Annotated in this window: 23 protein-coding genes; 14 read left to right on the forward strand and 9 right to left on the reverse strand. The window is 64.4% G+C overall.

Going from position 1 to position 25,158, the window contains the following annotated elements; all coding sequences use genetic code 11:
• Positions 1–250 precede the first annotated feature (250 nt).
• From QFZ91_RS22540 to QFZ91_RS22565, 6 genes are all read left to right on the forward strand, one after another.
• Positions 251–1,732 (forward strand): NCS1 family nucleobase:cation symporter-1, encoded by a 1,482-nt coding sequence (locus QFZ91_RS22540; RefSeq protein WP_429568471.1) that lies wholly within the window; start codon positions 251–253, stop codon positions 1,730–1,732.
• 55 nt (positions 1,733–1,787) lie between these two features.
• Positions 1,788–2,582 (forward strand): aspartate/glutamate racemase family protein, encoded by a 795-nt coding sequence (locus QFZ91_RS22545; protein ID WP_429568472.1) that lies wholly within the window; start codon positions 1,788–1,790, stop codon positions 2,580–2,582.
• 209 nt (positions 2,583–2,791) lie between these two features.
• Positions 2,792–3,742 carry an allantoinase PuuE gene (puuE, locus tag QFZ91_RS22550; protein WP_429568473.1) on the forward strand — a complete coding sequence of 317 codons (951 nt, stop codon included), beginning with the start codon at positions 2,792–2,794 and terminating at the stop codon, positions 3,740–3,742.
• Entirely contained in the window at positions 3,739–4,260 is a 522-nt protein-coding gene (gene uraD / locus QFZ91_RS22555; protein WP_176379236.1) for a 2-oxo-4-hydroxy-4-carboxy-5-ureidoimidazoline decarboxylase, read from the forward strand. Before puuE ends, uraD begins: the two co-directional genes overlap by 4 nt.
• Positions 4,261–4,327: 67 nt before the next feature.
• A complete protein-coding gene (alc, locus tag QFZ91_RS22560) occupies positions 4,328–5,338 on the forward strand; it encodes an allantoicase (protein WP_429568474.1) in 1,011 nt (336 codons plus the stop codon).
• Positions 5,335–5,847 (forward strand): ureidoglycolate lyase, encoded by a 513-nt coding sequence (locus QFZ91_RS22565; RefSeq protein WP_429568475.1) that lies wholly within the window; start codon positions 5,335–5,337, stop codon positions 5,845–5,847. Before alc ends, QFZ91_RS22565 begins: the two co-directional genes overlap by 4 nt.
• A gap of 89 nt (positions 5,848–5,936) precedes the next feature.
• Here QFZ91_RS22565 and QFZ91_RS22570 read toward each other — a convergent pair whose 3' ends face one another.
• From QFZ91_RS22570 to uraH, 4 genes are all read right to left on the reverse strand, one after another.
• The gene (locus tag QFZ91_RS22570; protein WP_429568476.1) at positions 5,937–7,289 is read right to left on the reverse strand and encodes a type II toxin-antitoxin system HipA family toxin; all 1,353 of its coding nucleotides are present in this window, start codon (positions 7,287–7,289) and stop codon (positions 5,937–5,939) included.
• Positions 7,286–7,552: a helix-turn-helix domain-containing protein gene (locus QFZ91_RS22575; RefSeq protein WP_429568477.1), complete on the reverse strand. Its 267-nt coding sequence runs from the start codon at positions 7,550–7,552 to the stop codon at positions 7,286–7,288. The genes QFZ91_RS22570 and QFZ91_RS22575 overlap by 4 nt, the downstream gene beginning before the upstream one ends.
• A 271-nt stretch (positions 7,553–7,823) precedes the next feature.
• Entirely contained in the window at positions 7,824–9,017 is a 1,194-nt protein-coding gene (locus QFZ91_RS22580; protein WP_429568478.1) for a urate hydroxylase PuuD, read from the reverse strand.
• Between the two features lie 170 nt (positions 9,018–9,187).
• Positions 9,188–9,541 carry a hydroxyisourate hydrolase gene (gene uraH / locus QFZ91_RS22585; protein WP_184227198.1) on the reverse strand — a complete coding sequence of 118 codons (354 nt, stop codon included), beginning with the start codon at positions 9,539–9,541 and terminating at the stop codon, positions 9,188–9,190.
• 538 nt (positions 9,542–10,079) lie between these two features.
• Between uraH and QFZ91_RS22590 the strand changes: the two genes are divergently transcribed.
• Positions 10,080–11,429: an 8-oxoguanine deaminase gene (locus tag QFZ91_RS22590; protein ID WP_429568679.1), complete on the forward strand. Its 1,350-nt coding sequence runs from the start codon at positions 10,080–10,082 to the stop codon at positions 11,427–11,429.
• Between the two features lie 82 nt (positions 11,430–11,511).
• On the opposite strand, the gene QFZ91_RS22595 is transcribed toward QFZ91_RS22590, so the two are convergent.
• The gene (locus QFZ91_RS22595; protein WP_018435555.1) at positions 11,512–12,444 is read right to left on the reverse strand and encodes a LysR substrate-binding domain-containing protein; all 933 of its coding nucleotides are present in this window, start codon (positions 12,442–12,444) and stop codon (positions 11,512–11,514) included.
• Between the two features lie 271 nt (positions 12,445–12,715).
• Between QFZ91_RS22595 and QFZ91_RS22600 the strand changes: the two genes are divergently transcribed.
• The 4 genes from QFZ91_RS22600 to QFZ91_RS22615 all read left to right on the forward strand — a co-directional run bounded on the left by QFZ91_RS22600 (position 12,716) and on the right by QFZ91_RS22615 (position 17,641).
• The gene (locus tag QFZ91_RS22600; protein WP_429568479.1) at positions 12,716–14,314 is read left to right on the forward strand and encodes an ABC transporter ATP-binding protein; all 1,599 of its coding nucleotides are present in this window, start codon (positions 12,716–12,718) and stop codon (positions 14,312–14,314) included.
• Positions 14,315–14,407: 93 nt separating this feature from the next.
• Positions 14,408–15,514 carry an ABC transporter permease gene (locus QFZ91_RS22605; protein ID WP_429568480.1) on the forward strand — a complete coding sequence of 369 codons (1,107 nt, stop codon included), beginning with the start codon at positions 14,408–14,410 and terminating at the stop codon, positions 15,512–15,514.
• Positions 15,515–15,554: 40 nt separating this feature from the next.
• Positions 15,555–16,484 (forward strand): ABC transporter permease, encoded by a 930-nt coding sequence (locus QFZ91_RS22610; RefSeq protein ID WP_429568481.1) that lies wholly within the window; start codon positions 15,555–15,557, stop codon positions 16,482–16,484.
• 62 nt (positions 16,485–16,546) lie between these two features.
• Positions 16,547–17,641 (forward strand): BMP family ABC transporter substrate-binding protein, encoded by a 1,095-nt coding sequence (locus QFZ91_RS22615; protein ID WP_429568482.1) that lies wholly within the window; start codon positions 16,547–16,549, stop codon positions 17,639–17,641.
• A gap of 109 nt (positions 17,642–17,750) precedes the next feature.
• On the opposite strand, the gene QFZ91_RS22620 is transcribed toward QFZ91_RS22615, so the two are convergent.
• Positions 17,751–17,960 (reverse strand): dodecin, encoded by a 210-nt coding sequence (locus QFZ91_RS22620; RefSeq protein WP_176125571.1) that lies wholly within the window; start codon positions 17,958–17,960, stop codon positions 17,751–17,753.
• Positions 17,961–18,207: 247 nt separating this feature from the next.
• Between QFZ91_RS22620 and QFZ91_RS22625 the strand changes: the two genes are divergently transcribed.
• Together QFZ91_RS22625 and QFZ91_RS22630 are read left to right on the forward strand one after the other, a co-directional pair.
• Entirely contained in the window at positions 18,208–19,149 is a 942-nt protein-coding gene (locus tag QFZ91_RS22625; protein ID WP_429568483.1) for an NAD(P)-dependent oxidoreductase, read from the forward strand.
• A gap of 93 nt (positions 19,150–19,242) precedes the next feature.
• The gene (locus tag QFZ91_RS22630) at positions 19,243–20,835 is read left to right on the forward strand and encodes an ABC-F family ATPase (protein WP_176108328.1); all 1,593 of its coding nucleotides are present in this window, start codon (positions 19,243–19,245) and stop codon (positions 20,833–20,835) included.
• A gap of 102 nt (positions 20,836–20,937) precedes the next feature.
• On the opposite strand, the gene QFZ91_RS22635 is transcribed toward QFZ91_RS22630, so the two are convergent.
• The 3 genes from QFZ91_RS22635 to QFZ91_RS22645 all read right to left on the reverse strand — a co-directional run bounded on the left by QFZ91_RS22635 (position 20,938) and on the right by QFZ91_RS22645 (position 23,491).
• Positions 20,938–21,666, reverse strand: a complete 729-nt coding sequence (locus tag QFZ91_RS22635) for a uracil-DNA glycosylase (RefSeq protein ID WP_429568484.1) — start codon at positions 21,664–21,666, stop codon at positions 20,938–20,940.
• Positions 21,667–21,861: 195 nt separating this feature from the next.
• Entirely contained in the window at positions 21,862–22,065 is a 204-nt protein-coding gene (locus tag QFZ91_RS22640; protein WP_090800501.1) for a DUF1289 domain-containing protein, read from the reverse strand.
• A gap of 124 nt (positions 22,066–22,189) precedes the next feature.
• Entirely contained in the window at positions 22,190–23,491 is a 1,302-nt protein-coding gene (locus tag QFZ91_RS22645) for an Nramp family divalent metal transporter (RefSeq protein ID WP_429568485.1), read from the reverse strand.
• Positions 23,492–24,025: 534 nt separating this feature from the next.
• Here QFZ91_RS22645 and QFZ91_RS22650 point away from each other — a divergent pair.
• Positions 24,026–25,126: a polyamine ABC transporter substrate-binding protein gene (locus QFZ91_RS22650; RefSeq protein WP_176379250.1), complete on the forward strand. Its 1,101-nt coding sequence runs from the start codon at positions 24,026–24,028 to the stop codon at positions 25,124–25,126.
• Positions 25,127–25,158: the final 32 nt, after the last annotated feature.

A 25,158-nucleotide genomic window follows, 5' to 3' on the forward strand; every position in this document is an offset into this window, starting at 1 on the left:
AGCGCCGCCGGCCTGAACACGCACGTCCGTCGCGAGACGACGGACCTCAGGGTAGCGACGCATCGCCGGAAATCCGCGGCGGCCGGCGATGCGACAACCACAAGTACGTCAGTACGGAGACACGCGCGGCACGGTCCGGGACCACGACGCCGACTTCTGCGACCCATACAGGGCAAGAAGCGAGCAACTGGCATGGCCGATGCAATGTCCGTCGATGCGTTTTCGACGGTCCCTATCCAAAGGAGGAATCATGGCTCAGTTCAGTGCAGCGCCAGGCAGTCACCCCATCTCCAACTACCCGGACGGCACGGCCCCTACCGATCCGTCGATGCCGGCCGGCTACAGCGAGCGACTCTACAACGCGGACCTCGCGCCGCTGCGCGCGCAGAACTGGACCGCGTACAACATCTTCGCGTTCTGGATGTCGGACGTGCACAGCGTGGGTGGCTATGTCTTCGCGGGGAGTCTCTTCGCGCTCGGCCTGACGAGCTGGCAGGTGCTGGTTGCGTTGCTCGTCGGCATCACGCTCGTGAACGTGCTGTGCAACCTGATCGCGAAGCCGAGCCAGCTGAACGGCGTGCCGTATCCGGTCGCGTGCCGCGCGACCTTCGGCGTGCTCGGCGCGAACGTTCCCGCGGTCATCCGCGGCCTGATTGCGGTCGCGTGGTACGGCATCCAGACGTATCTCGCGTCGAGCGCGCTCGTGATCGTCGTGCTGAAGTTCGTGCCGCAACTGCTGCCATACGCGGACGTGCATCGGCATGGCCTGTTCGGTCTGTCGACGCTCGGCTGGGCCGGCTTCATGCTGCTGTGGGTACTGCAGGCGCTGGTGTTCTGGCATGGCATGGAGACCATCAAGAAGTTCATCGATTTCGCCGGACCGGCCGTCTACGTCGTGATGTTCATTCTCGCCGGCTACATGGTGTATCGCGCGGGCTGGCGCAACATCGGCATCAACCTCGGCGGCGTCAAATATCACGGCATGGAAGTGCTGCCGGTGATGATCACGGCGATCTCGCTGGTGGTGTCGTACTTCTCCGGACCGATGCTGAATTTCGGCGACTTCTCGCGCTACGGCAAGAGCTTTCGCAGCGTCAAGCACGGCAACTTCTGGGGCCTGCCGGTCAACTTCCTCGCGTTCTCGCTGGTGACGGTGATCACGACCGCGGCCACGCTGCCGGTGTTCGGCGAGCTGATCACGGACCCGGTCGAAACGGTGGGCCGCATCGACTATCCGATGGCGGTGATTCTCGGCGCGCTGACCTTCACGATCGCGACGATCGGCATCAACATCGTCGCGAACTTCGTATCGCCGGCCTTCGACTTCTCGAACGTCGCACCGCGCCTCATCAGCTGGCGTGCGGGCGGCATGCTCGCGGCGGTCGCGTCGGTGTTCATCACGCCGTGGAACCTGTTCAACAATCCGGCCGTGATTCACTACACGCTCGACGTGCTCGGCAGCTTCATCGGACCTTTGTACGGCGTCCTGATCGTCGATTTCTATCTGGTCAAGCGTCAGAAGATCGTGCTCGACGATCTGTACACGGTTGCGCCGAACGGCTCGTATTGGTATCGCAACGGCGTCAACTATCGTGCGGTGGCCGCGTTGCTGCCGGCCGCGGTGATCGCGGTGATCTGCGTGATGGTGCCGGGCCTCGACGGCCTCGCGAATTTCTCGTGGTTCATCGGCGCGGGACTCGGCGCGCTGTTTTACCGGATGCTCGCCCGCTGAGCTTCATGGAGCGCCACGTTTTCGCCGCTGCAATATGAGTCGAACAGGAGTCGCCATGCGTATCAAACTGATCAATCCGAACACGACACGCCGCATGACCGAGGCGATGGGGCGCTGCGCGCGCGAGGTCGCCGCGCCCGGCACCGAAGTGATCGCCGTCAATCCGACGATGGGCCCGCCGTCGATCGAAGGCTATTACGACGAAGCGCTCGCCACGCCCGGTCTGCTCGCCGAAGTCGCGGCCGGCGAGCGGGAAGGCTGCGACGGCTACGTGATCGCGTGCTTCGGCGACCCGGGTCTCTACGCAGCCCGCGAGTTGGCGCGCGGGCCGGTGATCGGCATCGCCGAGGCGGCGATGCACGCGGCGAGCGTGCTCGCGCCGGGCTTTTCGGTCGTGACGACGCTCGCTCGCACCTGCGGCATGGCCTGGCATCTGGCCGAGCGCTACGGCATGAAGCGCTTCTGCCGCAACGTGCGTGCGACCGACGTCGCCGTGCTCGATCTCGACAAGCCCGGCTCGGCGGCGCGCCGCATCATCCTCGACGAATGCCGGCGCGCGCTCGACGAGGATGGGTCGGACGCGATCGTGCTGGGTTGCGCGGGCATGGCCGAGCTATGCGCGGAGATCGAGGACGCGCTCGGCGCGCCGGTGATCGAAGGCGTGACGGCGGCCGTCAAATGGACCGAGGCACTGGTGGCGCTGCGTCTCGCGACGGCCAAGCGCGGCGACTATGCACGGCCGCTCACGAAGCGCTACGACGGCGCGCTCGCCTCGTTCAGCCCCGGCCCGCTGCGGGTAAACGCCGACTCGGCGGAGACCCAGGCGGACGCGCACATACACTCGCTGTAACACGCACTATCTGCCCGGCCGTATGGGCTCACTGGGGCGTTTTCGCTACACTGGGTCAACTCGGTGCGGCGGCTTCGGCCGCCGCTGAAGCCGCCGAACGAGCGCTTGCAAAGGTCAGTTCCGGCGCCGTTGCCGAGCGGTTTCGAGCTCGAGCTCCACGCGCGAGCTTCACGCGAATTCCTGGTCCCGCCACTACGCATCCGTCAAACATGCCACTCGACCCGAACTACCCACGCGATCTGATCGGCTACGGCCGCCACCCGGTGCACGCGAACTGGCCGGGTCGAGCGCGCGTCGCGGTGCAATTCGTCCTCAACTACGAAGAGGGCGGCGAAAACTGCGTGCTGCACGGCGACCCCGGTTCCGAGCAGTTCCTGTCGGAGATCGTTGGCGCGGCGGCGTATCCGGCGCGGCACATGAGCATGGAGTCGATCTACGAATACGGCTCGCGCGCGGGCGTGTGGCGCATCCTGCGCGAATTCGAAAGACGTGACCTCGCGCTGACGGTGTTCGGCGTCGGCATGGCGATCGAGCGGAATCCGGAAGTCGCGCGGGCGTTCGTCGAACTCGGGCATGAGATCGCGTGCCACGGCTATCGCTGGATTCACTATCAGGACATGTCGCCGGAGAAGGAAGCAGAGCACATGCGCCTCGGCATGGAGGCGATCGCGCGCGTGACCGGCGTGCGGCCGCTCGGCTGGTACACCGGCCGCGACAGTCCGAACACCCATCGGCTGGTCGCCGAATACGGCGGCTTCCTGTACGACTCCGATTACTACGGCGACGACCTGCCGTTCTGGATGGACGTCGAGGTGGCGGGTGGCAAGAGCGTGCCGCAACTGATCGTGCCGTACACGCTCGACACCAACGACATGCGCTTCGCGACGCCGCAAGGCTTCAACACCGCGGACCACTTCTTCACCTACCTGCGCGACGCGTTCGACGTGCTGTACGAAGAGGGCGACGAAGTGCCGAAGATGCTGTCGATCGGTATGCACTGCCGGCTGCTCGGACGGCCGGGGCGTTTCCGCGCGCTGCAGCGCTTTCTCGATCACATCGAACAGCACGATCGCGTATGGGTATCGCGGCGCGTCGATATCGCGCGGCACTGGCACGAGACTCATCCTTACGAACAGGACAACCGCGAGGCTGCGGCATGAAGGCGATGCAATACACCCTGGACCAACTCAACAGCCTCTCGACCGACGCGTTCGTTGCGACGCTGTCGGGCATCTTCGAGCACTCGCCGTGGGTCGCGGAGATTGCGGCGCGGCAGCGGCCGTTCGCGAGCATCGACGAGCTGCATCAGAGCATGTCGCAGATCGTCGAAACCTCGGGCGAGGACAAGCAGCTCGCGCTGATCAACGCGCACCCGGAGCTGGCCGGCAAGGCCGCGGTGCGTGGCGAGCTGACCGCCGAATCGACTCGCGAGCAAAGCGGCGCCGGGCTCGCGCAATGCACGCAGGAAGAGTTCGACAAGCTGCATGCGCTCAATCACCTGTATCGCGAGAAGTTCGGCTTTCCGTTCATTCTCGCGGTGCGCGGCTACGACCGCCACGGCATCATCGCGAACTTCGAATCGCGCATGAACAATAGCCGCGCCGACGAGATGCGCGCGAGCCTCGATCAGATCTATCGCATTGCACGTTTGCGGCTCGACGACCTGATCGGCGTGTGACGCGCACCGCGTCGCGCAGCGAGCCGCAACGTTTTTCCCGCACCAATCGATATCAAGGACGACAAAGATGGCACTTCCGATTCTCGACCCCAACGCACCGGAATTCACGCGCCGTTACGTGAATCTGGCGGACCCGCGTCTGGGCGCGCAGGCGCTCGAGGCTAGCGACGAATTCTTCGCGCCGAAGGACCGCATGCTGAATCCGGAACCGGCCGTCTTCATTCCGGCCAAGTACGACGACAACGGCAAGTGGATGGACGGCTGGGAAACGCGTCGCAAGCGCACGACCGGCTACGACTGGTGCGTCGTCAAACTCGCTCGGCCTGGCGTGATCAAGGGACTCGACCTCGACACCAGCCACTTCACCGGCAACTACCCGCCGGCGGCGTCGGTGGAAGCGGCGCGGGTCGTCGATGGCGAGCCGAACCAGTCGACGCAATGGACCGAGATCGTGCCGTCCACCACGTTGCAGGGCAATAGCCACCACTATCTCGAAGTCGCCGACGCAAACGCGTACACGCATCTGCGCGTGAACATCTATCCGGACGGCGGCATCGCGCGTCTGCGTGTGTACGGTCAGCCGCAGGTGGACTGGGCGGGCGCGAGCCGCACCGAGCAGTTCGATCTCGCCGCGATGGAAAACGGCGCGTATCTGGTCGGCGCGAACAACCAGCATTTCGGCGCGGCCTCGACGCTGCTGATGCCGGGCCGCGGCGTGAATATGGGGGATGGCTGGGAAACGCGTCGTCGTCGCGAGCCGGGCAACGACTGGGCGATCATCGCGCTCGCGCAGCGGGGCGTGATCCGCAAGATCGAAGTCGACACCGCGCACTTCAAGGGCAACTATCCGGATCGCTGCTCGATCCAGGCCGCGTACGTGAAGGGAGGCACCGATAGTTCGCTCGTCACGCAGGCGATGTTCTGGCCGGTGCTGCTCGGCGAGCAGAAACTGCAGATGGACAAGCAGCATTTCTTCGAAAGCGAGATCGCGGCGCTCGGACCGGTCACGCATGTGCGCTTCAACATCTATCCGGACGGCGGTGTGTCGCGTCTGCGGCTGTGGGGTACGCTCGAATGAAAACGCTCGCCATCGAACCGCTGACGAAAAAGGCGTTCGCCGCATTCGGCGACGTGATCGAACTCGAAGGCGCGAAGCAGATTCCGATCAACCGCGGCACGACGATCCGCTATCACGACCTCGCGAAAGTCGACGTGACAGACGAGCACGGCCGCACGCTCGTCAATCTGTTTCGTGGCCAGCCGCGCGCGCTGCCGTTCGAAGTGAAGATGCTCGAGCGTCATCCGCTCGGCAGCCAGGCATTCGTGCCGCTGAACGACAAGCCGTATCTGGTCGTCGTAGCGCCCGCGGGCGAACTGGACGCGGCGAAGATTCGCGCGTTCGTCACGAGTGGTTGGCAGGGCGTCAACTACGCGAAGGGCGTATGGCACCATCCGCTGATCGCGTTGGGCGAGGTGAGCGACTTTATCGTCGTCGATCGTGGCGGCGAGGGGCTCAATCTGAACGAGCAGGATCTGACGGAGTCGCTCTGGCTCACGGAAGATGCGTTGAGCGCGGTGGCGGTTTGATGGCAATGCAGCTGCCGGGTAGCCGGTAGCGTTGCGGTTGAAAAGAAAAGCCCGCGACGTGCGTTACGTCGCGGGCTTTCTTGCATGGATCACGATGACTTGCGCCTGCCGAGCAGCGGCGAATGCCCGATGACTTCTCTTGACCGCTCGGGCGGCTCCGGCGCCGAAAATCCCGCTGCTTCGATGGCCGGCTTGAGCCCGCTGAATTGCAGGCTCTTCTTTGGCGAACGCAGCGATGTCATGCCGTCGTCCCACGCATGCAGCATCTGCTTGGCGACCGTGCGCCACTGCGGTTCGTTGCGCGCTGCCTCGATCAACTCGTGACCGACGTCGACAGCCGAGTCGCACAGCGCCTCGACCATTTGCGCATATTGCCGCGGAGCGATGCCCATGCGCGTGTTGAAAAAGCGTTCCAGCGTTTTACCGGCTGCCCAGGTCTTGCGGCCGTCGATGGCGAGGCCCGGCGGATTGGCGGCGAAGCGCGGATAAGCCTGGGTCGTCACGACATCGTAGACGGGCGTGAACGCGACATCGTCGACCGACGTATAGAACAGCGCGACGTTCTTGGTGTGGCAGTCCGCATTGCGCACGACATAGTTGGTCAGCAGATGCCAGCCGAGCTGCTGGAGCTGCACCCGCATGGTGTCGCGATCGAGCAGATACGCTCTTGCCGCGTTGAGCATTTTCTCGCTGGTCGAATTGTATTTTTCGTGCGGCGGCAAACCGAGCAGGCCGCACAGGTCTTCGACGCCGTACGCCGGCAGTCCTTGTGCGTCGACATCGAAGCGCTCGACGACGAGTGCCCGGCCATCGTCCGACATCTGCGTGCGCGCAACGGGCGCCACCCCCAGCCGCTCCAGCACCCGCATCGAATGGAACTCGTTGAAACCGAGAAAGGGCGTGTTGTCGTCCGAACCTTTGACGATGTGACGGCTCGTTCGAATCGTCGGCTTTCCGAGCTGCAACGGTGTCGATGCGGCAGGCTGCGCTTCCGGCGCGATGAACTTCGGCACGACACCTGAAATGGCCGCTCGCGCGTATTCACGCACCAGTTGCGCGAAATGTTCGGCGGTGTTGTCGCCGTGCAGAATGTGCTGGACGTCGAGCGCCTCCAGTTCGGTGCCCGGCGCCACGCCTTCTGGCGTGACGGTGACCCGGCCGATCCCCATCGAGCCCACGACGGCGAGCAGCGACAGATCGGTTCCGTCGAGCAAGGGCCCGAATTGCTCGCGGATCAGATTCAGCAGATAGCCCTCGGGCAGATTCTGCCGGAAAAACGGATGCAGGTCGCGCGGCCAGCGCCAGGCCTCTTCGCGCACCGGCATCGTCAGACTGACGAAGTCGGCCGCGCTCGCATCGCGGTTGTATTTGAGGACATAGTCGTCGCGCTCGCGAAACAGCGTGGCAACGTTCTTGCCTAGTACCTGAACGTCGAGCTTCATGGCTGCGCGTCCGGACCGCGCTGTTCAGCGAGGATGTCTTCGAGCGTGCGGCCATGTCCATGCGCGACGAACTTGAGGTCGTAACCGGCGGCTTCGAGCAGGCGCACGAGCACGGACACGCTCATATCGTTTTTGGCGAGCGTCTCCATCCGCGCGACGGTCGTGCGGGCCACGCCCGCGCGGCGCGCAAGCTCTTCCTGCGATAGCTTGCTGTCGCGGCGTACGGCTCTCAGCATGTCCGAGACATCGGCGAGGTTGGTCATTTGTGGCCTCAGGGCGTCAAATCAAGCGTATTTGCTATTTATTGTAGCCCACGAGGCACAATAAGGTTGTTTGTTTTTGTGCCTTTAGGGCTACGTTTTATATATCTTAGGACCCGTTTTGTAGCCCAGGGGCTACAAATTTAGTGTATCGATGCCACTGCTTGCACCCGCCATCCTCCCCAAACGACAACGGGCTTGCCGCTCTCGCGACAAGCCCGTACACACACCAGCCTCTACCTCGGAACCGGATCCGTGATCCGGACAGACGTCTTTACTTCGCCGCGCCGCCTTCGAACCACGCGGCGATCTTCATCCGCTCGTCGTCGGTCATGTGAGTGACGTTGCCGAGCGGCATCGCTTTCAACCTGACCGCCTGCTGGTAAATGCGCTGTGCGTTCTGCGAGATTTCCTCGGGGGTATCCATCAGCACGCCGGCGGGCGCGCTGCCCATCATCGTCGGATGCGCGGAGTGGCAAGCCACACAGCGCTGCTGCAGCACCGGTGCGATGTCGGCGACCTTCAGCGTCGGCGCGTTGGCGGCCTGCGCCTGCGGCACCACCGGACGCGGCATGGTCCACACGAGCGCCGTGCACATCAGCGCGACGCCGACGAGCGGCAGATACCACAACACCTGGCCGCGATGGCGCATCACGAAGAACTGACGGATCAGCGCGCCGGCCAGCATGATGACGACGAGCACCGCCCAGTTGTACGGATGCGTATAGGTCATCGCGTAGTGGTTCGACAGCATCGCGAACACGACCGGCAGCGTGAAGTAGGTGTTGTGCACCGAGCGCTGCTTGCCGCGCTTGCCATAGATCGGGTTCGGCGTGTCGCCCTTGAGCATCGCGTCGACCATCTTGCGCTGGCCCGGAATGATCACGAAGAACACGTTGGCCGACATGATCGTCGCGAGCATTGCGCCCATGATCAGATACGCCGCGCGGCCCGCGAAGATATGACAGGCGAGATACGCCGCGATCAGCACATATACGCCGACACAGATGCCGAGCAGTTTGTCGCGCGTGCCGAGAATGCGGCACAGCGAGTCATAGACGATCCAGCCGGCCGCGAGGAAACCGATCGCCGAGGAGACCGCGACCACCGGTCCCATGTCGAGCACGTTCTTATCGATCAGGTAGGTGCTCGGCGAGAACAGATACAGCACGGTAAAGAGGCCGAAGCCCGACAGCCACGTCGTGTACGACGGCCATTTCGACCAGTGCAGGTCTTCGGGCATTTCCGGCGGCGCGACCGTGTACTTCTGCATGTTGTAGAAGCCCCCGCCGTGCACGTGCCACAGCTCGCCGAACACGCCGCGACGGCGCTGGTTCGGATCGGTCGGCGGTTTCAGGCTGTTGTCGAGCGCGACGAAATAGAACGATTCGCCGATCCACGCGATGGCGGCGATGACGTGGAACCAGCGAATCGCGAGGTTCAACCAGTCGGTGATAAAGCCTTCCATGAAACTCCTCCACTTCTGATTCGTTGTGCGCGCGATGACGTTCGACGTCGCCGGTCATCGCGCCGACTGCGGATAGAAGACGCAGCGCGGCTTGTTACGGGTATCGCGGGGCGCTCGTGCGTATTTGTGTCTGTTCGTGCCGAAGCGGACGCGGCTTGCATCCGGCAGGGCTAGCTGCCCCGATACGTGCTGTACGAAAACGGCGACACCAGCAGCGGCACGTGATAGTGCGCGCTGGCATCGGCGACGCCGAAGCGCAACACGACGCGATCGACGAAGCGCGGTTCCGGCAAGCTGGTGCCGAGCGACGCGAAGTAGTCGCCCGCGCCGAACACGAGTTCGTACTCGCCAGCGACGAGCGCGTCGCCCTCGAGCAGCGGCTCGTCGCAGCGGCCGTCGTGATTGGTGACAGTGGTTTTGAGCGCGCGGCGCGTGTCTCCGGCGAGCGCGAAGAGTTCGACCTTGATGCCTGCGCCGGGACGGCCGTTCGCGGTGTCGAGCACGTGGGTAGTGAGCTTGCCCATTCGCAATTGTCCTTGTGTGAATGCGAGGTGTCGGCGGCGGCCCGATCCATTACGTTTTGCGGCGGATCGAGGCTCCACGTCAGTGGCTACATACCCGTCGGCGAATTGAAGCGAGCGCCGTGGCAGCCATTGTAAAAAGGATGCCCCGTTCAGCGCGCGAGCGATAGGAAAGATAATAGTTCGCGCATGATGGACAGCCAGTCGAAAGCCGCGCCGGCTCATCGGCCGATCGTACCGGCGCCAAAAATGCACCACTATATTGGCGGTGTGAAGGTGGGTATCGCAACCGCGCGAGTTGCCAGCGGGATTTTGGCTACCGAAGGTAAGCGCTGTGCGACACACCCGTGCAAAGGCAGGCCTTTGCACGGCAAACCCCGAAGACGGCGATTCACGCTGGGTAACCGGGCCTACGGCGTTCAACCGAACGCGGCGGCACGGTGGCGTGCCGCCGCATCGCGTTCGAAGGGCTTTGCATGCAGGCAATCAGGCGGACAGACGAATGACGATGAATGAAGCACTGAAACAAGCCGGCAAAACGATGCTCGTGAAGCACGCGGACGTGCTCGTCACGATGGATGGCGAGCGGCGCGAATTGCGCGACGCCGGGCTCTTTATCGAGGACAACCGGATCGTCGCGGTCGGGCCGACCGCGCAACTGCCTCAAACGGCCGATCAGGTACTCGACCTGCGCGGCCACCTGGTGATTCCCGGCCTCGTCAATACGCATCACCACATGTACCAGAGCCTCACGCGCGCGATTCCCGCCGCGCAGAACGCCGAGTTGTTCGGCTGGCTGACGAATCTGTACAAGGTGTGGGCGAACCTCACGCCCGACATGATCGAAGTATCGACGCTGACCGCGATGGCCGAGCTGCTGCTGTCGGGCTGCACGACGTCGAGCGACCATCTGTATATCTATCCGAACGGCAGCCGTCTCGACGACAGCATCGCCGCGGCGCGCCGCATCGGCATGCGCTTTCATGCGGCGCGCGGCAGCATGAGCGTGGGACGGAAAGACGGCGGCTTGCCGCCCGATTCGGTGGTCGAGCGCGAAGCGGACATCCTGAAGGACACGCAGCGTCTGATCGAGACGTATCACGACGACGGCCGCTACGCGATGCTGCGCGTCGTCGTGGCGCCGTGCTCGCCGTTTTCGGTGAGCCGCGACCTGATGCGCGAATCGGCGCTGCTCGCGCGCCACTACGGCGTGTCGCTGCACACGCATCTGGCGGAGAACGTCAACGACGTCGAGTACAGCCGCGAGAAGTTCGGCATGACGCCGGCCGAGTATGCGCACGATCTCGGCTGGGTCGGCCGCGACGTATGGCATGCGCACTGCGTGCAACTCGACGACTCGGGCATCGCGCTGTTCGCTCACACCGGCACCGGCGTCGCGCACTGTCCGTGCTCGAATATGCGGCTCGCGTCGGGCATCGCGCCGGTCAAGCGCATGCGGCTCGCGGGCGTGCCGGTTGGACTCGGCGTCGACGGCTCGGCGTCGAACGACGCTGCGCAGATGATCGCCGAAGTGCGCCAGGCGCTGCTGCTGCAGCGCGTCGGTTTCGGGCCCGATGCGATGACCGCCCGCGAGGCGCTCGAAATCGCGACCCTGAGCGGCGCGCGCGTGCTCAATCGCGACGACATCGGCGCGCTCGCGCCTGGCATGGCCGCGGATTTCGTCGCGTTCGATTTGCGTGCGCCGCACTTTGCCGGCGCACTGCACGATCCGGTGGCGGCGCTGGTATTCTGCGCGCCGTCGCAGGTCAGCTATAGCGTGATCAACGGCAAGATGGTGGTGAAGGAGGGGCGCTTGGCGACGCTCGAACTCGGGCCGGTGATCGAGCGGCATAACGCGCTCGCGCGGCAGCTTTACGAGGCGGCGGCTTGAGCTCGAGTGGAAGGGGCGGCACTCACGCTCTGATGCGCGGATGCCGCGAGTCGTTGATATCTGAGCGGCGCCGCATGCGGGCTCAGGGCTTGTCGATCAACGTCCGGGTCGCCTCGCCAACCAGCCCGCGCAGCCAGCGCACTTCGTCGGAGTAGTGCACGCGCTCGTGCCACAGCTGGTAGTACTGCATCGGCGGGAAGTCGAGCGGCGCGGGCACCACGGTCAGCGGCAGGAACTTCGCGTAGTAGTCGGCAAAGAGGCGCGTCGTCGTGAAGATCAGATCGGATTTGATCAGCACGTACGGCGCGAGATTGAAGTAGGGCAGCGTGACGACCACATGGCGCTTGAGCCGCTCGCGCGCGAGATGCACGTCGATCGCGCCGCGCTGGCCGACCGAGTACGGCGTCGGCGCGAGATGCGGTGCGTTCAGGTACTGGTCGAGCGTGAGCCCGCCACGTTTGGCAAACGGATGCGAGTTGCTCATCAGGCAGACGATCTGATCGACGAACAGGTTCGACAGATGCAATTGCTCGGGCGGCTCCGGCCAGTTGCCGACCACGATGTCGAGCTTGCCGTCCTCAAGCGCGAGTTCGTAGTCGAACGCGGGGCCGAGCGAATGGAATTCGAGCGTCGCGTTCGGCGCGGCCTGGCGAAAACGTTCGACGACCGTCGGCACGAACAGCACGTTCAGGTAGTCGGGACAGCCGATCCGGTAGCAGCGGATGGATGTGGCCGGATCGAAGTTGTGCTGCTGGAACTTGATGCGCTCGATTTCGCGCAGCGCGTTCTGCACCGGTTCGAGCAGGCGCAAACCGTATTCGGTCGGCACCATGCCGGACTTGCCGCGCACCAGCAGCGGGTCGCCAGTGATGTCGCGCAGACGGCGCAGCGCCGCGCTGATCGCGGGTTGGGACTGATTCAGTTTGACGGCGGCGCGCGTGACGCTGCGCTCCATCAGTAGCGTGTGCAACACGCGCAGCAGGTACGTGTCGATCGCCTCGCGTTGCTGGCTCATGGATTCTCCGAAATATATGTGCTGGCTGATCGAACGGACGTAGGGGTATATGCGTTTTAATATGGACGAAAAACGACGTCAAGGGTGACATACCCGCAGAGCTTGTAGCGGCGCGGGTTTGCGGGAATTTTGTCAACTCGACTGAGTGGGTCGAATTAGGTATCGTCATTCGGTTGTGGTGACGGATCGCCCGTCGGCACGGTGGACGTCATCGACGTCGACCCGGCGGTATTCAGGCAGCAAGCGGCGTCTCAACGCACTACGGAATCTCATGAGCGACACTCCACTTAGCGACGGCGCACGACTCACCGGCCAGGCGGTGCCCCGGCTCGCGCTGACGGGCATCACGAAGCAGTACCCGGCCGTGCGCGCCAACGACGACGTCACGCTCGTCGTCGCGCCCGGCGAAATCCACGCGGTGCTCGGCGAGAACGGCGCGGGCAAGAGCACGCTGATGAAGATCATCTACGGCGCGGTGCGGCCCGACGCCGGCGAGATCCGCTGGGAAGGCGAGACGGTCGACATCGCGAGCCCGGCGGCCGCGCGCAAGCTCGGCGTCGGCATGGTGTTCCAGCACTTCTCGCTGTTCGAAACGCTGACGGTCGGCGAAAACATCGCACTCGCGCTCGACGAACCGTTCGATCTGAAGGCCCTTGCGAAACGCATTCGCGAGGTGTCGGCCGACTACGGGCTCGACATCGATCCGCAACGGCACGTGCACAGCCTCACCGTCGGCGAGCGCCAGCGCGTCGAAATCGTGCGCTGCCTGCTGCAGAATCCGCGTCTGCTGATCATGGACGAACCGACCTCGGTGCTGACGCCGCAGGCGGTCCGCAAGCTGTTCACGACGCTGCGTCGGCTCGCGGCCGAAGGCTGCAGCATTCTCTACATCAGCCACAAGCTCGACGAAATCCAGGAGTTGTGCGACACCGCGACCGTGATGCGAGGCGGCCGCGTGACCGGCAATGTGACGCCGAAGAACGAGACGCATGCGTCGCTCGCGCAGTTGATGGTCGGCCACTCGCTGCCCGACTACACGCGGCGCGAGCACAAGCCGGGCGCGGTGCTGCTCGACGTCAGGCAGTTGTCGGTCGCGAGCGACGATCCGTTCGGCACGTCGTTGCGCGACGTGTCGTTCAGCGTGCATGCGGGCGAGATCTTCGGCATTGCCGGTGTGTCGGGCAACGGCCAGGCGGAACTGCTCGCGGCGTTGTCCGGAGAAAAGCGTGCTGAAAAACGTAGCCTGCCGGCCGACGCGATCACGATCTGCGGCAGACCGGCCGCGCGCCTCGGCGCGGGCCGCCGGCGCGCGCTCGGCTTTGGCTTCGTGCCCGAGGAGCGGCTCGGCCGCGGCGCGGTGCCGGCGATGAGCCTTGCCGACAACGCGTTGCTGACCGCGCATCGGCAGAGCATGGTCAAATCGGGCTGGATCAGGGCGGGCGCGATGCGCGCGTTCGCGAAGCGCTGCATCGACGCGTTCGACGTGCGCTGCGGCGGCCCCGACGCGCTCGCGCAAAGTCTGTCGGGCGGCAATCTGCAGAAATACATCATGGGCCGCGAGATTTTGCAGGCGCCGAAGGTGCTCGTGGTCGCGCAGCCGACGTGGGGCGTCGATGTCGGCGCGTCCGCATTCATCCGTCAGCAACTGCTCGATCTGTCGGCGCGCGGTGTCGCGATTCTGGTGATCTCGGAGGAACTGGAGGAGCTGTTCGATATCTGCGATCGCATCGCGGTGCTCGCGGGCGGGCGGCTCTCGCCGGTGCGCGCGACCGGTGCGACCAACGCCGAGGAAATCGGCCGCTGGATGGCGGGGCTATTCGGCGACCGCGAGGGCGCGGCGCCTGCGGCAGACCAACCGGCGCATGCGTGAGGCGAGGCGTTGCCCGCCGGCCACGCCAAAACGCTAAGCACGCACTCGAATGCGGACCCCGAAGAACAGAACCCGAACAAACCCACGCCACCCATGATGCTTCCTTATCGACTCGAAGCCCGCACCACGCCCTCGCGCACGATGCAGCTCGCCGTGCCACTGATCGCCGCAGTGCTGACGCTCGCGATCGGCTTTCTGATTTTCGGCCTCGTCGGCCGCGACCCGTTGCAGGCGATGCACGCGTTCTTCATCGAACCGCTGTCGAGCATCAACGGCTGGTCGGAGCTATTGCTGAAGGCGTCGCCGTTGTGCCTGATCGGCCTCGGTCTCGCGATCGGTTATCGCGCGAACGTGTGGAACATCGGCGCCGAAGGGCAGATGCTGCTCGGCGGCATCGCGGCGAGCGGCGTCGCGATCTATTTCGATCAGGCGAGCGGCTGGTGGATCCTGCCGACGATGATGCTAGCGGGCATCCTCGGCGGCATGGCGTGGGCTGCGATTCCCGCGTTCCTGAAGAGCCGTTTCAATACCAACGAGATTCTCGTGAGCCTGATGCTCACGTATGTCGCGACGCAACTGCTGATCTACCTGGTGAGCGGCCCGTGGCGCGATCCCCAAGGCATGAACTTTCCGCTGTCGGAGATGTTCAGCGGCGACGCGCTGTTTCCGACGCTGTATGGCGACTGGCACTGGAAATTGCTGCGCGGCACGCGCCTGAACGCGTCCGTGTTCCTCACGCTGATCGCGATTCCGCTCGTCTGGCTGTTCATGCGCAAAAGCTTCGCGGGCTACCGGATGAACGTCGGCGGACTCGCGCCGCTCGCCGCGCGCTACGCCGGCTTCTCCGACAAGAAGACGATCTGGACCTCGCTGCTGATTAGCGGCGGCCTCGCGGGCCTCGCCGGCATGGGCGAGATCGCCGGTCCGATCGGCCAGTTGCAGGCGACGTGGTCGCCGGGCTACGGCTTCACCGCGATCATCGTCGTGTTCGTCGGCCGGTTGCATCCGCTCGGCATCGTGCTCGCCAGTCTGCTGATGGCGCTGCTGTATCTCGGCGGCGAAGCGGTGCAGACCTCGATGCAATTGCCGCAGGCGCTGTCGGGCGTATTTCAGGGGTTGCTGCTGTTCTGCCTGCTCGGCGCCGACCTGTTCGTGAACTACCGCGTGCGGCGCCGCTCGGCCGTGGCAGTGGGTCATTGAGCTTGCCAATCAGCTCGCTAAACCGCTTTCAGAACTCGATATGGATATCCAGCAAGCCAGCGCGCTCACGTCGAGCGCGATCACCGCGTCGATCCCGCTGATGTTCGCGGGCGCCGGCGAACTCGTCGCCGAAAAATCGGGCGTGCTCAACCTCGGCGTGGAAGGGATGATGCTGATGGGCGCCGTCAGCGGCTACGCGGTCACGTCGATTACGGGCAGCCCGTGGCTCGGCGTGCTCGCCGCGATCGGCGCCGGTCTCGCGATGTCGCTGCTGTTCGCGTTCCTGACGCTGACGATGCTCGCCAACCAGGTCGCGACCGGCCTGTCGCTGACGATTTTCGGCATCGGATTGTCCGCGTACGTCGGCAAGCCGTACACGTCGGCCGCGGTGCGCGCGACGATCGATACGTGGACGATCCCCGGCCTGTCGAAAATCCCGGTGCTAGGCCCCGCGCTGTTTACGCTCACGCCGCTCGATTACCTCGCGTTCCTGATGTTCGTGGCGATCGGCTGGTTTCTGTATCGCACGCGCGCGGGGCTCGTGCTGCGCTCGGTCGGCGAATCGCCGCAGGTCGCGCACTCGGTCGGCTTTCCGGTGGTCGGCGTGCGCTATGGCGCGGTCGCGTTCGGCGGCGGCATGGCGGGGCTCGCGGGCGGCTACTATTCGATCGTCAATCTGCACCTGTGGCAGGAGAACCTGACCTCGGGCCGCGGCTGGATCGCGCTCGCACTCGTCGTGTTCGCGACGTGGCGCCCGGGCCGTCTGCTGATCGGCTCGCTGCTGTTCGGCGCGGTGACGGGGCTGCAGTTCTACGCGCAGGCGATCGGCGTGCCGGTGCCGACGCAGTTCCTCGCGATGCTGCCCTACGTCGCGACGATCGTCGTGCTGGCGCTGATCTCACGCAATCCGAACACGATTCGCCTGAATGCGCCCGCGTCGCTCGGCAAGCCGTTTTTTTCGGCGGGCTGACGGCGACACAGTTTTTTGTTGATTCGCCCACTACTATTCGCTCATCACGACAGGGGAAAAACATGAAGAGAAGAAATCTGCTGACCGCTTTCGCATGGGGTGCGGCGTCACTGGCACTCGCCGCGCCGCTCGCGCAAACCGCGCAGGCCGCCGATGTGCCGGGCGTCGCGTTCGTCTATCTCGGCAATCCGGGCGATGCCGGCTGGACCTTCGCGCACGATCAAGGCTCACGCGAAGCCGAAGCGAAGTTCGGTAACCGGATCAAGGTTACGCGCGTCGAGAACGTGCCGGAATCGGCCGACTCCGAGCGCGTGTTCCGCGATCTCGCCAACAAGGGCAACAAGATCATCTTCGGCACGAGCTTCGGCTTCCAGGACTTCCAGCTGAAGGTCGCGAAGGACTTCCCGGACACCGTCTTCCTGCACGCGACCGGCTACAAGAAGGCGCCGAACTTCGGCACCTACGACGTGCGCATGTACCAGGGCGCATATCTGGCCGGCGTCGCCGCGGGCTACGTGACGAAGAGCAACACGCTCGGCTTCGTCGCGTCGGTGCCGATTCCGGAAGTGGTGCGTAACATCAACGCGTTCACGCTGGGTGCTCGCTCGGTGAACCCGAAGGTGCATACGAAGGTGATCTGGATCAACAGCTGGTTCGATCCGGGCAAGGAAAAGCAGGCCGCCGAAACGCTGATCGGCCAGGGCGCCGACGTGCTGCTGCAAAACACCGATTCGAGCGCGACGCTCGCCACAGCTTCGGAGAAGCACGTGCACGCGTTCGGCTGGGATTCGGACATGAAGAAGTTCGGTCCTGATGCGCATCTCGGCTCGGTGGTCGCGCACTGGGGCGTGTACTACAGCGCGGTGATCCAGCAGGTGCTCGACGGCAAGTGGAAGAACGATCCGGTGTGGTGGGGCATTCCGCAGAAGGCCGTCAACCTCGAAAACCTGAACACGTCGGCGATTCCGGCCGATGGGCAGAAGCAGGTCGCCTCCAGGCGCGAAGAACTCGCGAGCGGCAAGCGCGACGTGTTCACTGGCCCGATCAAGGATCAGTCGGGCACGGTGAAGGTGCCGGAAGGCAAGACCCTGACCGATGCGGAATTGCAGCGCCTGAACTGGTACGTCGAGGGTGTCGACGGGTCGCTGCCGAAGTAAAGCGGGCGGTCCGCTGTTGAAAAAAAGCTGCGTCCAGCCTGGGCTGGATGCAGCTTTTCTGTTTGCGGCCTGCGCGTGGCAGCGCGCAAGCGTGTCGTGCGGTCGCCGCTCAGTCCTCGATGCGCAGGCCGACCTTCAGCGTCACCTGCCAGTACGCGACCTTGCCGTTCTCGATCTGGCCGCGCGTTTCCGTGACCTCGAACCAGTGCAGATTGCGCAGCGTTTCCGACGCTTTGGCAATCGCGGTGGTGATCGCGTCGTCGATCGATGTCTTCGACGAACCGGTCAGTTCGATCTTCTTGTAAACGTGTTCTGACATGAATTCCTCCTTGGTGTGCGCCGCTGGTCGGTAAAACGCTGCTCGGAAACGCGCATGGAGAAAGTATAGGCAACGGTTCGCGCAGTCCGACAGACATATGCGCGCTCGCGTGCGTCATCGCCTGCGCGGCGGATCAAACGTCTTTGCCCGGGCCATCGATGCCGCACGTCGCGTGCCCGGTATCGCATGGTCGTTATCATGTTTACGCAACATAACCCATTCAATCTGATAGCAACGAGGTTCGAACGTGGAAATTGGTTTTTGCGGCCCCGGTCTGATGGGCGCGCCGATGGTCCGGCACCTGCTGCGCGCGGGCCATACCGTGCATGTCTGGAACCGCACGCGAGCGAAGGCCGAGGCGTTGCGGGCCGAGGGCGCGCATGTCGTCGATGCGCCGCGGGAGCTGGCCGCGCGCTGCGACGCGGTGCTGCTGTGCGTCGCGGACGCGGCGGCGGTCGAACAGACCGTGTTCGGCCCGGCGGGGCTGCTCGATGGCGATCCTTCGACTCCGCGCCGTGTGCACTGGATCGTCGATCATTCGAGCATTGCGCCTGCCGCGACGCGCGCGCTGGCGCGACGGGTGGCGGATTTCGCCGGGCAGGGCGGGGCTGCGGGCACCGCAGCTTCCCCGGATGGCGCTTCGATCGGCTGGATCGACGCGCCGGTGTCGGGCGGCGTCGCCGGCGCCACGGCGGGCACGCTGGCGATCATGGCAGGCGGTGAGGCCAGCGATCTCGCCGCGGTGCGCCCCTTGCTAGATGCCTATGCCGCCCGCGTCACGCACATGGGCGAGGTCGGCGCCGGGCAAACCGCGAAGCTGTGCAATCAGGCGATCGTCACCGCGACCGTCGCCGCGATCGCCGAGGCGGTGAGCCTCGCGCAGCGCAGCGGCATCGACGCCGCGAAACTGCCCGAGGCGCTCGCCGGCGGCTGGGCCGATTCGGTGCTGCTGCGGACCTTCGTGCCGCGGATGACGCAAAGCGATCTCGCGCCGATCGGCGCGTTGCGCACGTTTCAGAAGGACGTCGATACGGTTGCGGCGACCGCCTACGAGACCGGCACGCCGATGCCGGTCGCGTCGACGGTCCAGCAATTGCTGCGACTCGGTGCCGCGATGGGGCTCGCCGGCGCGGATTTTTCGGCCTTCATCGACATTCTGCAGACGCCGCGCGACGGCTCGAACGGGTGACGCGCGCCGGGGCGGGCGAACTGTCGGGTTGAAATCTCTAAACCTGCTAAAATATTGGGTTTTTCGCCGATATCACATTCAAAGGGACGCGCCGTGCTGTCTACTGCCAATATCACCATGCAATTCGGGCCGAAGCCCCTCTTCGAGAACATTTCGGTCAAATTCGGGGAAGGTAACCGCTATGGCCTGATCGGTGCGAACGGCTGCGGTAAATCCACCTTCATGAAGATTCTCGGTTCGGATCTGGAGCCGAGCTCGGGCAACGTGATGCTCGAGCCGAACGTGCGTCTGGGCAAGCTGCGTCAGGACCAGTTCGCATACGAAGACGTGCGCGTGCTCGACGTCGTGATGATGGGCCACACCGAAATGTGGGCCGCGATGACCGAGCGCGACGCGATCTACGCGAACCCCGACGCGACCGACGACGACTACATGCACGCGGCCGAACTCGAAGCGAAGTTCGCCGAGTACGACGGCTACACGGCCGAAGCGCGCGCGGGCGAACTGCTGCTCGGCATCGGCATCGCGATCGAAGACCACAACGGCCCGATGAGCAACGTCGCACCGGGCTGGAAGCTGCGCGTGCTGCTCGCGCAGGCGCTGTTCTCGAAGCCGGACGTGCTGCTGCTGGACGAGCCGACCAACAACCTGGACATCAATTCGATCCGTTGGCTGGAAGATATTCTGAACCAGTACAACTCGACGATGATCATCATCTCGCATGACCGGCACTTCCTGAACCAGGTCTGCACGCACATGGCCGACATGGACTACGGCACGCTGAAGGTCTATCCGGGCAACTACGACGACTACATGCTCGCGAGCACCCAGGCGCGCGAGCGTCAGCAGGCCGCCAACGCGAAGGCGAAGGAGCGTGTGGCCGATCTGCAGGACTTCGTGCGCCGCTTCTCGGCGAACAAGTCGAAGGCACGCCAGGCGACCAGCCGTCTGAAGATGATCGACAAGATCAAGATCGAGGAATTCAAGCCGTCGTCGCGGCAGAATCCGTTCATCCGCTTCGAGTTCGAGAAGAAGCTGCACAACATCGCGGTGGTCGCCGAGAGCATTTCGAAGAAGTACGAGCGCTCGATCTTCAATAACTTCAGCATCAGCGTGCAGCCGGGCGAGCGTATCGCGATCATCGGCGAGAACGGCGCGGGCAAGACCACGCTGCTGCGCTCGCTGCTCGGCAATCTGCAACTCGATCACGGCACGGTGAAGTGGGCGGAAAACGCGAACGTCGGCTACATGCCGCAGGACACCTACGAAGAGTTTCCGAACGACGTCACGCTGATGGACTGGATCGACCAGTACCGCAAGGAAGGCGACGACGAGCAGATGGTGCGCGGCACGCTAGGCCGCCTCCTGTTCAATGCCGACGACATCCGCAAGTCGGTCAAGGTGCTGTCGGGCGGCGAGAAAGGCCGCATGATCTGGGGCAAGCTGATGCTCGGCCGCCACAACGTGCTGCTGATGGACGAGCCGACCAACCACATGGACATGGAGTCGATCGAGTCGCTGCAGATCGCGCTGGACAAGTTCGAAGGCACGCTGATTTTTGTTTCGCACGACCGTGAGTTCGTCAGCGGCCTCGCGAACCGGATCATCGAAGTGCGCACGGACGGCACGCTGAACGACTTCGGCGGCAACTACGAGGACTTCCTGACGAGTCAGGGCGTTCAATAAGCGCTGGGTCGCTGGTTTTCAGCGATCCCCAGAGGCCCATGCTGGCAGTTTGCCGGCGTGGGCCTTTTGTATTGGTGGCTAGCCGGTGCCCCAGGCGCTGGACTAATGCCGGCTCAGCGCGAGCCGTCGAATGACTTCATCCAGCGTACCCATGGGGCGATTCTTCGCTTGAACCGCGCTATTTGCAGGTTTCGCCGCTCTAGCTGTAGGGTGCCTCACGAGTTCGTGCAGCGGCCGCATCGGGTGACTGAGCAGCGCGCTTTCCGCTTCCCGTCCAAGCGCAACGAACCGCACGTTTGGAGGGAACAGGCCGATGAAATCAGTCAGAATCTGGACTGTCGCATGTAGCTCTGGATTCGTTGGGCGGCGGTTGCTTTCGGTGTCTTCGTCCGCGAACGGATGAAACGGGAATGCATTCCATAGCGCAAACTCGGTTGGATCGAAGCCATTGCAAAGCATCGTCTGCCAGACGACCGAGGCCGTTCTCTCATAGACACCATATTCGCGGTCCGTCATTCGAGGCAGCGCATCGCGGCAACTGGTGCGGGTTGCCGAACCCGGCAGATAGGCCGGTAGCGGGCCGCGCTCCGTTCTCCTGGCTAAGCCGTTGAGCTTCGCATCGTTGCCAAGCAGAATCCGCTCGGAGGTCATCGCGATGCCGGTGAAACGTCCGCCGCGGCAGCTCAGCGCTTCCGCAATCAGGATCACCTTGGCGCTCGTCCGGCGGGCTTGCAGGTAGGCGGCGAGCTGTTGCTGGCGAATCAGGGGCGCGTTGATGCCGGGCTGATCGCGTTCATCGGTCTCGGACCACGGATTGAACACGTGGGCCATTCGGCGCCATTGCGCGAGGCACTGAACGAAGTCCCTGGTGGTGGTCATGGAGCCGAAGTTTTCCGAAGCGTTCTCGGGTTTGGATGCATGCGCTTCCAACGCGCATAGAGGAAAACACAAACCAAAAAAAATGCCGGGACATCCCGGCATTCTTCAGGGGCGCAAGCAACCTCGAACTGCGTGCAGACGACCGGCTCACACCTTGTCGTTCTGAAAGCGCATCGCCGTGCCTTCCCGTTCGATCCGGGTCCAGATCGCGCGCTTTTCCTCGTCGCTGAGGAACACCCAGTTCGACACTTCGGTCGCGGTGCGGCCGCAGCCTTTGCAGACCTCGTCGAAGAGCGTGGAGCAGACGCCGATGCACGGGCTGTCGGGAAGATCGTGGAGATTCGAAGTCATCGAAAACCTTGGGGCGGGGAGGCAAAGTTCCGCTATGTTAACCGATGCGCGGAGCGTGCCTTGCAAGCGGCGTCAGCGCGATGCGAAGTTCACGACGACCGCGCGCCGACGTCCGCGGCCGCCGTCATGCCCCGACCGCCAGCTGCCACAACAACGCGCCGTTGAGCGCAATGATGAACCACGCCGACAGCCAAGCCAGCACGAGCGGCAGGCCGTGCACGCGCCAGCCGCGCATCAGCGTCGGATCGGACGCACAGCGGATCAGCGGCACGACCGCGAGCGGCAATTGCAGGCTCAGCACGACCTGGCTCGCGACCAGCAACTGATTCGAGCCATGCTGGCCGAACATGCCCACCGCGAGCAGGGCCGGCCCGATCGCTAGCGCACGCGTGAGCAGTGCGCGTTTCCAGCGCGGCAAGCGCAGCCGCAGGAAGCCCTCCATCACAGCCTGACCGGCCAGCGTGCCAGTGACGGTCGCGCTGAGTCCGCACGCGAGCAGCGCCGCCGCGAACAGGATGCCGGCCCAGCGGTTGCCGACGAGCGGCGCGATCAGCCGATGCGCATCGGCCAGATCGGTGACGTCGCGATGGCCGCTGGTGTAGAACACGGCGGCCGCGACGATCAGCAGCGCGGCGTTGATCACGAACGCGAACGCAAGCGAGCCGAAAGTGTCGATATTGACGGCGTGCAGCGCGGCCTTGATCTGCACGTCGCTGCTCTCGGGCGCGTGGTGCTTGACGAGCGCCGAATGCAGATACAGGTTGTGCGGCATCACCGTCGCGCCGACGATGCCCGCCGCGAGCCACAGCATGCCCGCGCTTCTGATCAGCTCGACGCTCGGCGCGGTGCCGGCCAGCGCCGCGTGCCAGTCGGGCCGCGCGAGCGCGAGCTGCACGACGAAGCACAGGCCGACGAAGCCGATCAGCGCGGCGATCACCGCTTCCAGCCTGCGGCCGCCTTTCTGCCGGAGCGCGAGCAGCGCGAACGTGCAGACCGCCGACATCAGCACGCCGACCGTCAGCGACACGCCGAGCAGCAGTTGCAGCGCGACCGCGCTGCCGACCACCTCGGCGACGTCGACGGCGATGATCGCGACTTCGCTAGTCAGCCATAAGAACAGCGTCGCGCGCCGGCCATTGCGCTCGCGGCACAGTTGCGCGAGATCGCGCCCGGTCACGACGCCGAGGCGCGACGACAGCCACTGCATCAGCATCCCCATCAGACTCGCCAGCAGGACGATGCCGAGCAGGCGGTAGCCGTAGCCCGCGCCGGCGCCGAGCGCGGTCGCCCAGTTGCCGGGGTCGATATAGCCGACCGCAATCAGCGCGCCGGCGCCGAGGAACGAGAACCAGTGCGCCGGACGCGTCGGCTCGCCCGGCAGACGCCGGCGGCGGTTGGGACGCATCGCGAAAGGATTGGTGTTCATCGTGCCAGAGCTTCCCGGAAACGCAGCCTGTTGCAAGTCATGTGCCCACCGCAGGCGCGCAGCGGCTGGCCGGCCGTCGCGCGGCGACGTCGCGCAATCCGCATCAATGGATCATGATAGGAGCATTCGAGCCGTCGTGGCGAAGCCGGTGCGCATGAAAGGTGCGCTGCCGCGCCGACGCGGCTCTGCACCGGCATGCAGCGTCCGGCACCCGCGCGGGCGCGAGCGGCGCCCCGGCCAGGTGCGAGCCGACGCCGACCTGACAAGCAGATAACAGCGACGCGACGAAACCCCCGCAACCTGCGCCAGCGTGGGGAAAGCGCGACCCCGGCGCGCGTATTTTCCGGTAGACACGCGCCGATAACCCGTTAAAATTGCGGCCATTTTGCAAGGGTGCGGCCAGAGCCTGTACCGTTTGCGCGACAGCTCCGGGTTTTTTTTGGAGTGGGCAATAATTGGTGGTAGTTTTCGGGGTTTTCAGGGGGCCGTGCGCGCGAGGGCGCGGCTTGAGTGACGACGGGAGCGGAGAACGGGATGAACAAACGGATAGTGGGGCAGGTGGCGGCGCTGATCTTGTGCGCGGCGCCGTGGTTGACGGCCGCTGCGAAAGATACGCAGCTGAACGTGTATAACTGGTCCGACTATATCGCGAAGGATACGATCCCGAACTTCACGAAACAGACCGGCGTTCAGGTCAAGTACGACAACTACGACAGCGACGACACGCTGCAGGCGAAGCTGCTCACCGGCAACTCGGGTTACGACATCGTCGTGCCGACCAGCAACTATGCGGGCAAGCAGATCGCCGCGGGCATCTTCGAGCCGCTCGACAAATCGAAGCTGCCGAACCTGAAGTACCTCGACCCGTCGCTGATGGCGCTCGTCGCCGGCGCCGATCCGGGCAACAAGTACGTGGTGCCCTGGGCGTACGGCACGACCGGCCTCGGCTACAACGTGACGAAGGTCCAGCAGATCCTCGGCAAGGACGTGCCGCTCGATAACTGGGACATTCTGTTCAAGCCGGAAAATATCTCGAAGCTGAAGGCCTGCGGCGTGTCGGTGCTCGACGCGCCGGACCAGATGTTCGCGGCCGCGCTGCACTACATGGGCAAGGACCCGATGAGCACGAACCCGGCCGACTACCGCGCCGCGCTCGAAATGCTGAAGAAAATCCGTCCGTACATCACGCAGTTCAACTCGTCGGGCTACATCAACGACCTCGTCGGCGGCGACGTGTGCTTCGCGTACGGCTGGTCGGGCGACGTCGTGATCGCCAAGCATCGCGCGCTCGAAGCGAAGAAGCCGTACAAGATCGAGTACTTGGTGCCGAAGGGCGGCGCGCCGGTGTGGTTCGACGTGATGGCGATTCCGAAGGACGCGAAGCACAAGGAAGCCGCACTCGAGTGGATCAACTACATCGAGACGCCGCAGGTGCACGCCGCGATCACCAACGCCGTGTACTACCCGAGCGTCAATATGGAAGCGCGCAAGTACGTGGACAAGGACGTCGCGAACGATCCGGCCGTGTACCCGTCGCCGGAAACCATCAAGACGCTGTTCCTGTTGAAACCGCTGCCGCAGGAAATCCAGCGGCTGCAAACGCGACTGTGGACCGAGTTCAAGTCCGGCCGCTAAGCGCGGCAACAAACAGATAAGAAGCCTATGAA

This window comes from Paraburkholderia sp. JPY419, assembly GCF_050435705.1.
Taxonomy (GTDB): domain Bacteria; phylum Pseudomonadota; class Gammaproteobacteria; order Burkholderiales; family Burkholderiaceae; genus Paraburkholderia; species Paraburkholderia youngii.

Excerpts from the sequence above, each read along its gene's own strand:
- QFZ91_RS22540 (WP_429568471.1), top strand. The coding sequence starts at position 251 with ATGGCTCAGTTCAGTGCAGCGCCAGGCAGTCACCCCATCTCCAACTAC.
- QFZ91_RS22545 (WP_429568472.1), top strand. The coding sequence starts at position 1,788 with ATGCGTATCAAACTGATCAATCCGAACACGACACGCCGCATGACCGAG.
- puuE (WP_429568473.1), top strand. The coding sequence starts at position 2,792 with ATGCCACTCGACCCGAACTACCCACGCGATCTGATCGGCTACGGCCGC.
- uraD (WP_176379236.1), top strand. The coding sequence starts at position 3,739 with ATGAAGGCGATGCAATACACCCTGGACCAACTCAACAGCCTCTCGACC.
- alc (WP_429568474.1), top strand. The coding sequence starts at position 4,328 with ATGGCACTTCCGATTCTCGACCCCAACGCACCGGAATTCACGCGCCGT.
- QFZ91_RS22565 (WP_429568475.1), top strand. The coding sequence starts at position 5,335 with ATGAAAACGCTCGCCATCGAACCGCTGACGAAAAAGGCGTTCGCCGCA.
- QFZ91_RS22570 (WP_429568476.1), bottom strand. The coding sequence starts at position 7,289 with ATGAAGCTCGACGTTCAGGTACTAGGCAAGAACGTTGCCACGCTGTTT.
- QFZ91_RS22575 (WP_429568477.1), bottom strand. The coding sequence starts at position 7,552 with ATGACCAACCTCGCCGATGTCTCGGACATGCTGAGAGCCGTACGCCGC.
- QFZ91_RS22580 (WP_429568478.1), bottom strand. The coding sequence starts at position 9,017 with ATGGAAGGCTTTATCACCGACTGGTTGAACCTCGCGATTCGCTGGTTC.
- uraH (WP_184227198.1), bottom strand. The coding sequence starts at position 9,541 with ATGGGCAAGCTCACTACCCACGTGCTCGACACCGCGAACGGCCGTCCC.
- QFZ91_RS22590 (WP_429568679.1), top strand. The coding sequence starts at position 10,080 with ATGCTCGTGAAGCACGCGGACGTGCTCGTCACGATGGATGGCGAGCGG.
- QFZ91_RS22595 (WP_018435555.1), bottom strand. The coding sequence starts at position 12,444 with ATGAGCCAGCAACGCGAGGCGATCGACACGTACCTGCTGCGCGTGTTG.
- QFZ91_RS22600 (WP_429568479.1), top strand. The coding sequence starts at position 12,716 with ATGAGCGACACTCCACTTAGCGACGGCGCACGACTCACCGGCCAGGCG.
- QFZ91_RS22605 (WP_429568480.1), top strand. The coding sequence starts at position 14,408 with ATGATGCTTCCTTATCGACTCGAAGCCCGCACCACGCCCTCGCGCACG.
- QFZ91_RS22610 (WP_429568481.1), top strand. The coding sequence starts at position 15,555 with ATGGATATCCAGCAAGCCAGCGCGCTCACGTCGAGCGCGATCACCGCG.
- QFZ91_RS22615 (WP_429568482.1), top strand. The coding sequence starts at position 16,547 with ATGAAGAGAAGAAATCTGCTGACCGCTTTCGCATGGGGTGCGGCGTCA.
- QFZ91_RS22620 (WP_176125571.1), bottom strand. The coding sequence starts at position 17,960 with ATGTCAGAACACGTTTACAAGAAGATCGAACTGACCGGTTCGTCGAAG.
- QFZ91_RS22635 (WP_429568484.1), bottom strand. The coding sequence starts at position 21,666 with ATGGCCCACGTGTTCAATCCGTGGTCCGAGACCGATGAACGCGATCAG.
- QFZ91_RS22640 (WP_090800501.1), bottom strand. The coding sequence starts at position 22,065 with ATGACTTCGAATCTCCACGATCTTCCCGACAGCCCGTGCATCGGCGTC.
- QFZ91_RS22645 (WP_429568485.1), bottom strand. The coding sequence starts at position 23,491 with ATGAACACCAATCCTTTCGCGATGCGTCCCAACCGCCGCCGGCGTCTG.
- QFZ91_RS22650 (WP_176379250.1), top strand. The coding sequence starts at position 24,026 with ATGAACAAACGGATAGTGGGGCAGGTGGCGGCGCTGATCTTGTGCGCG.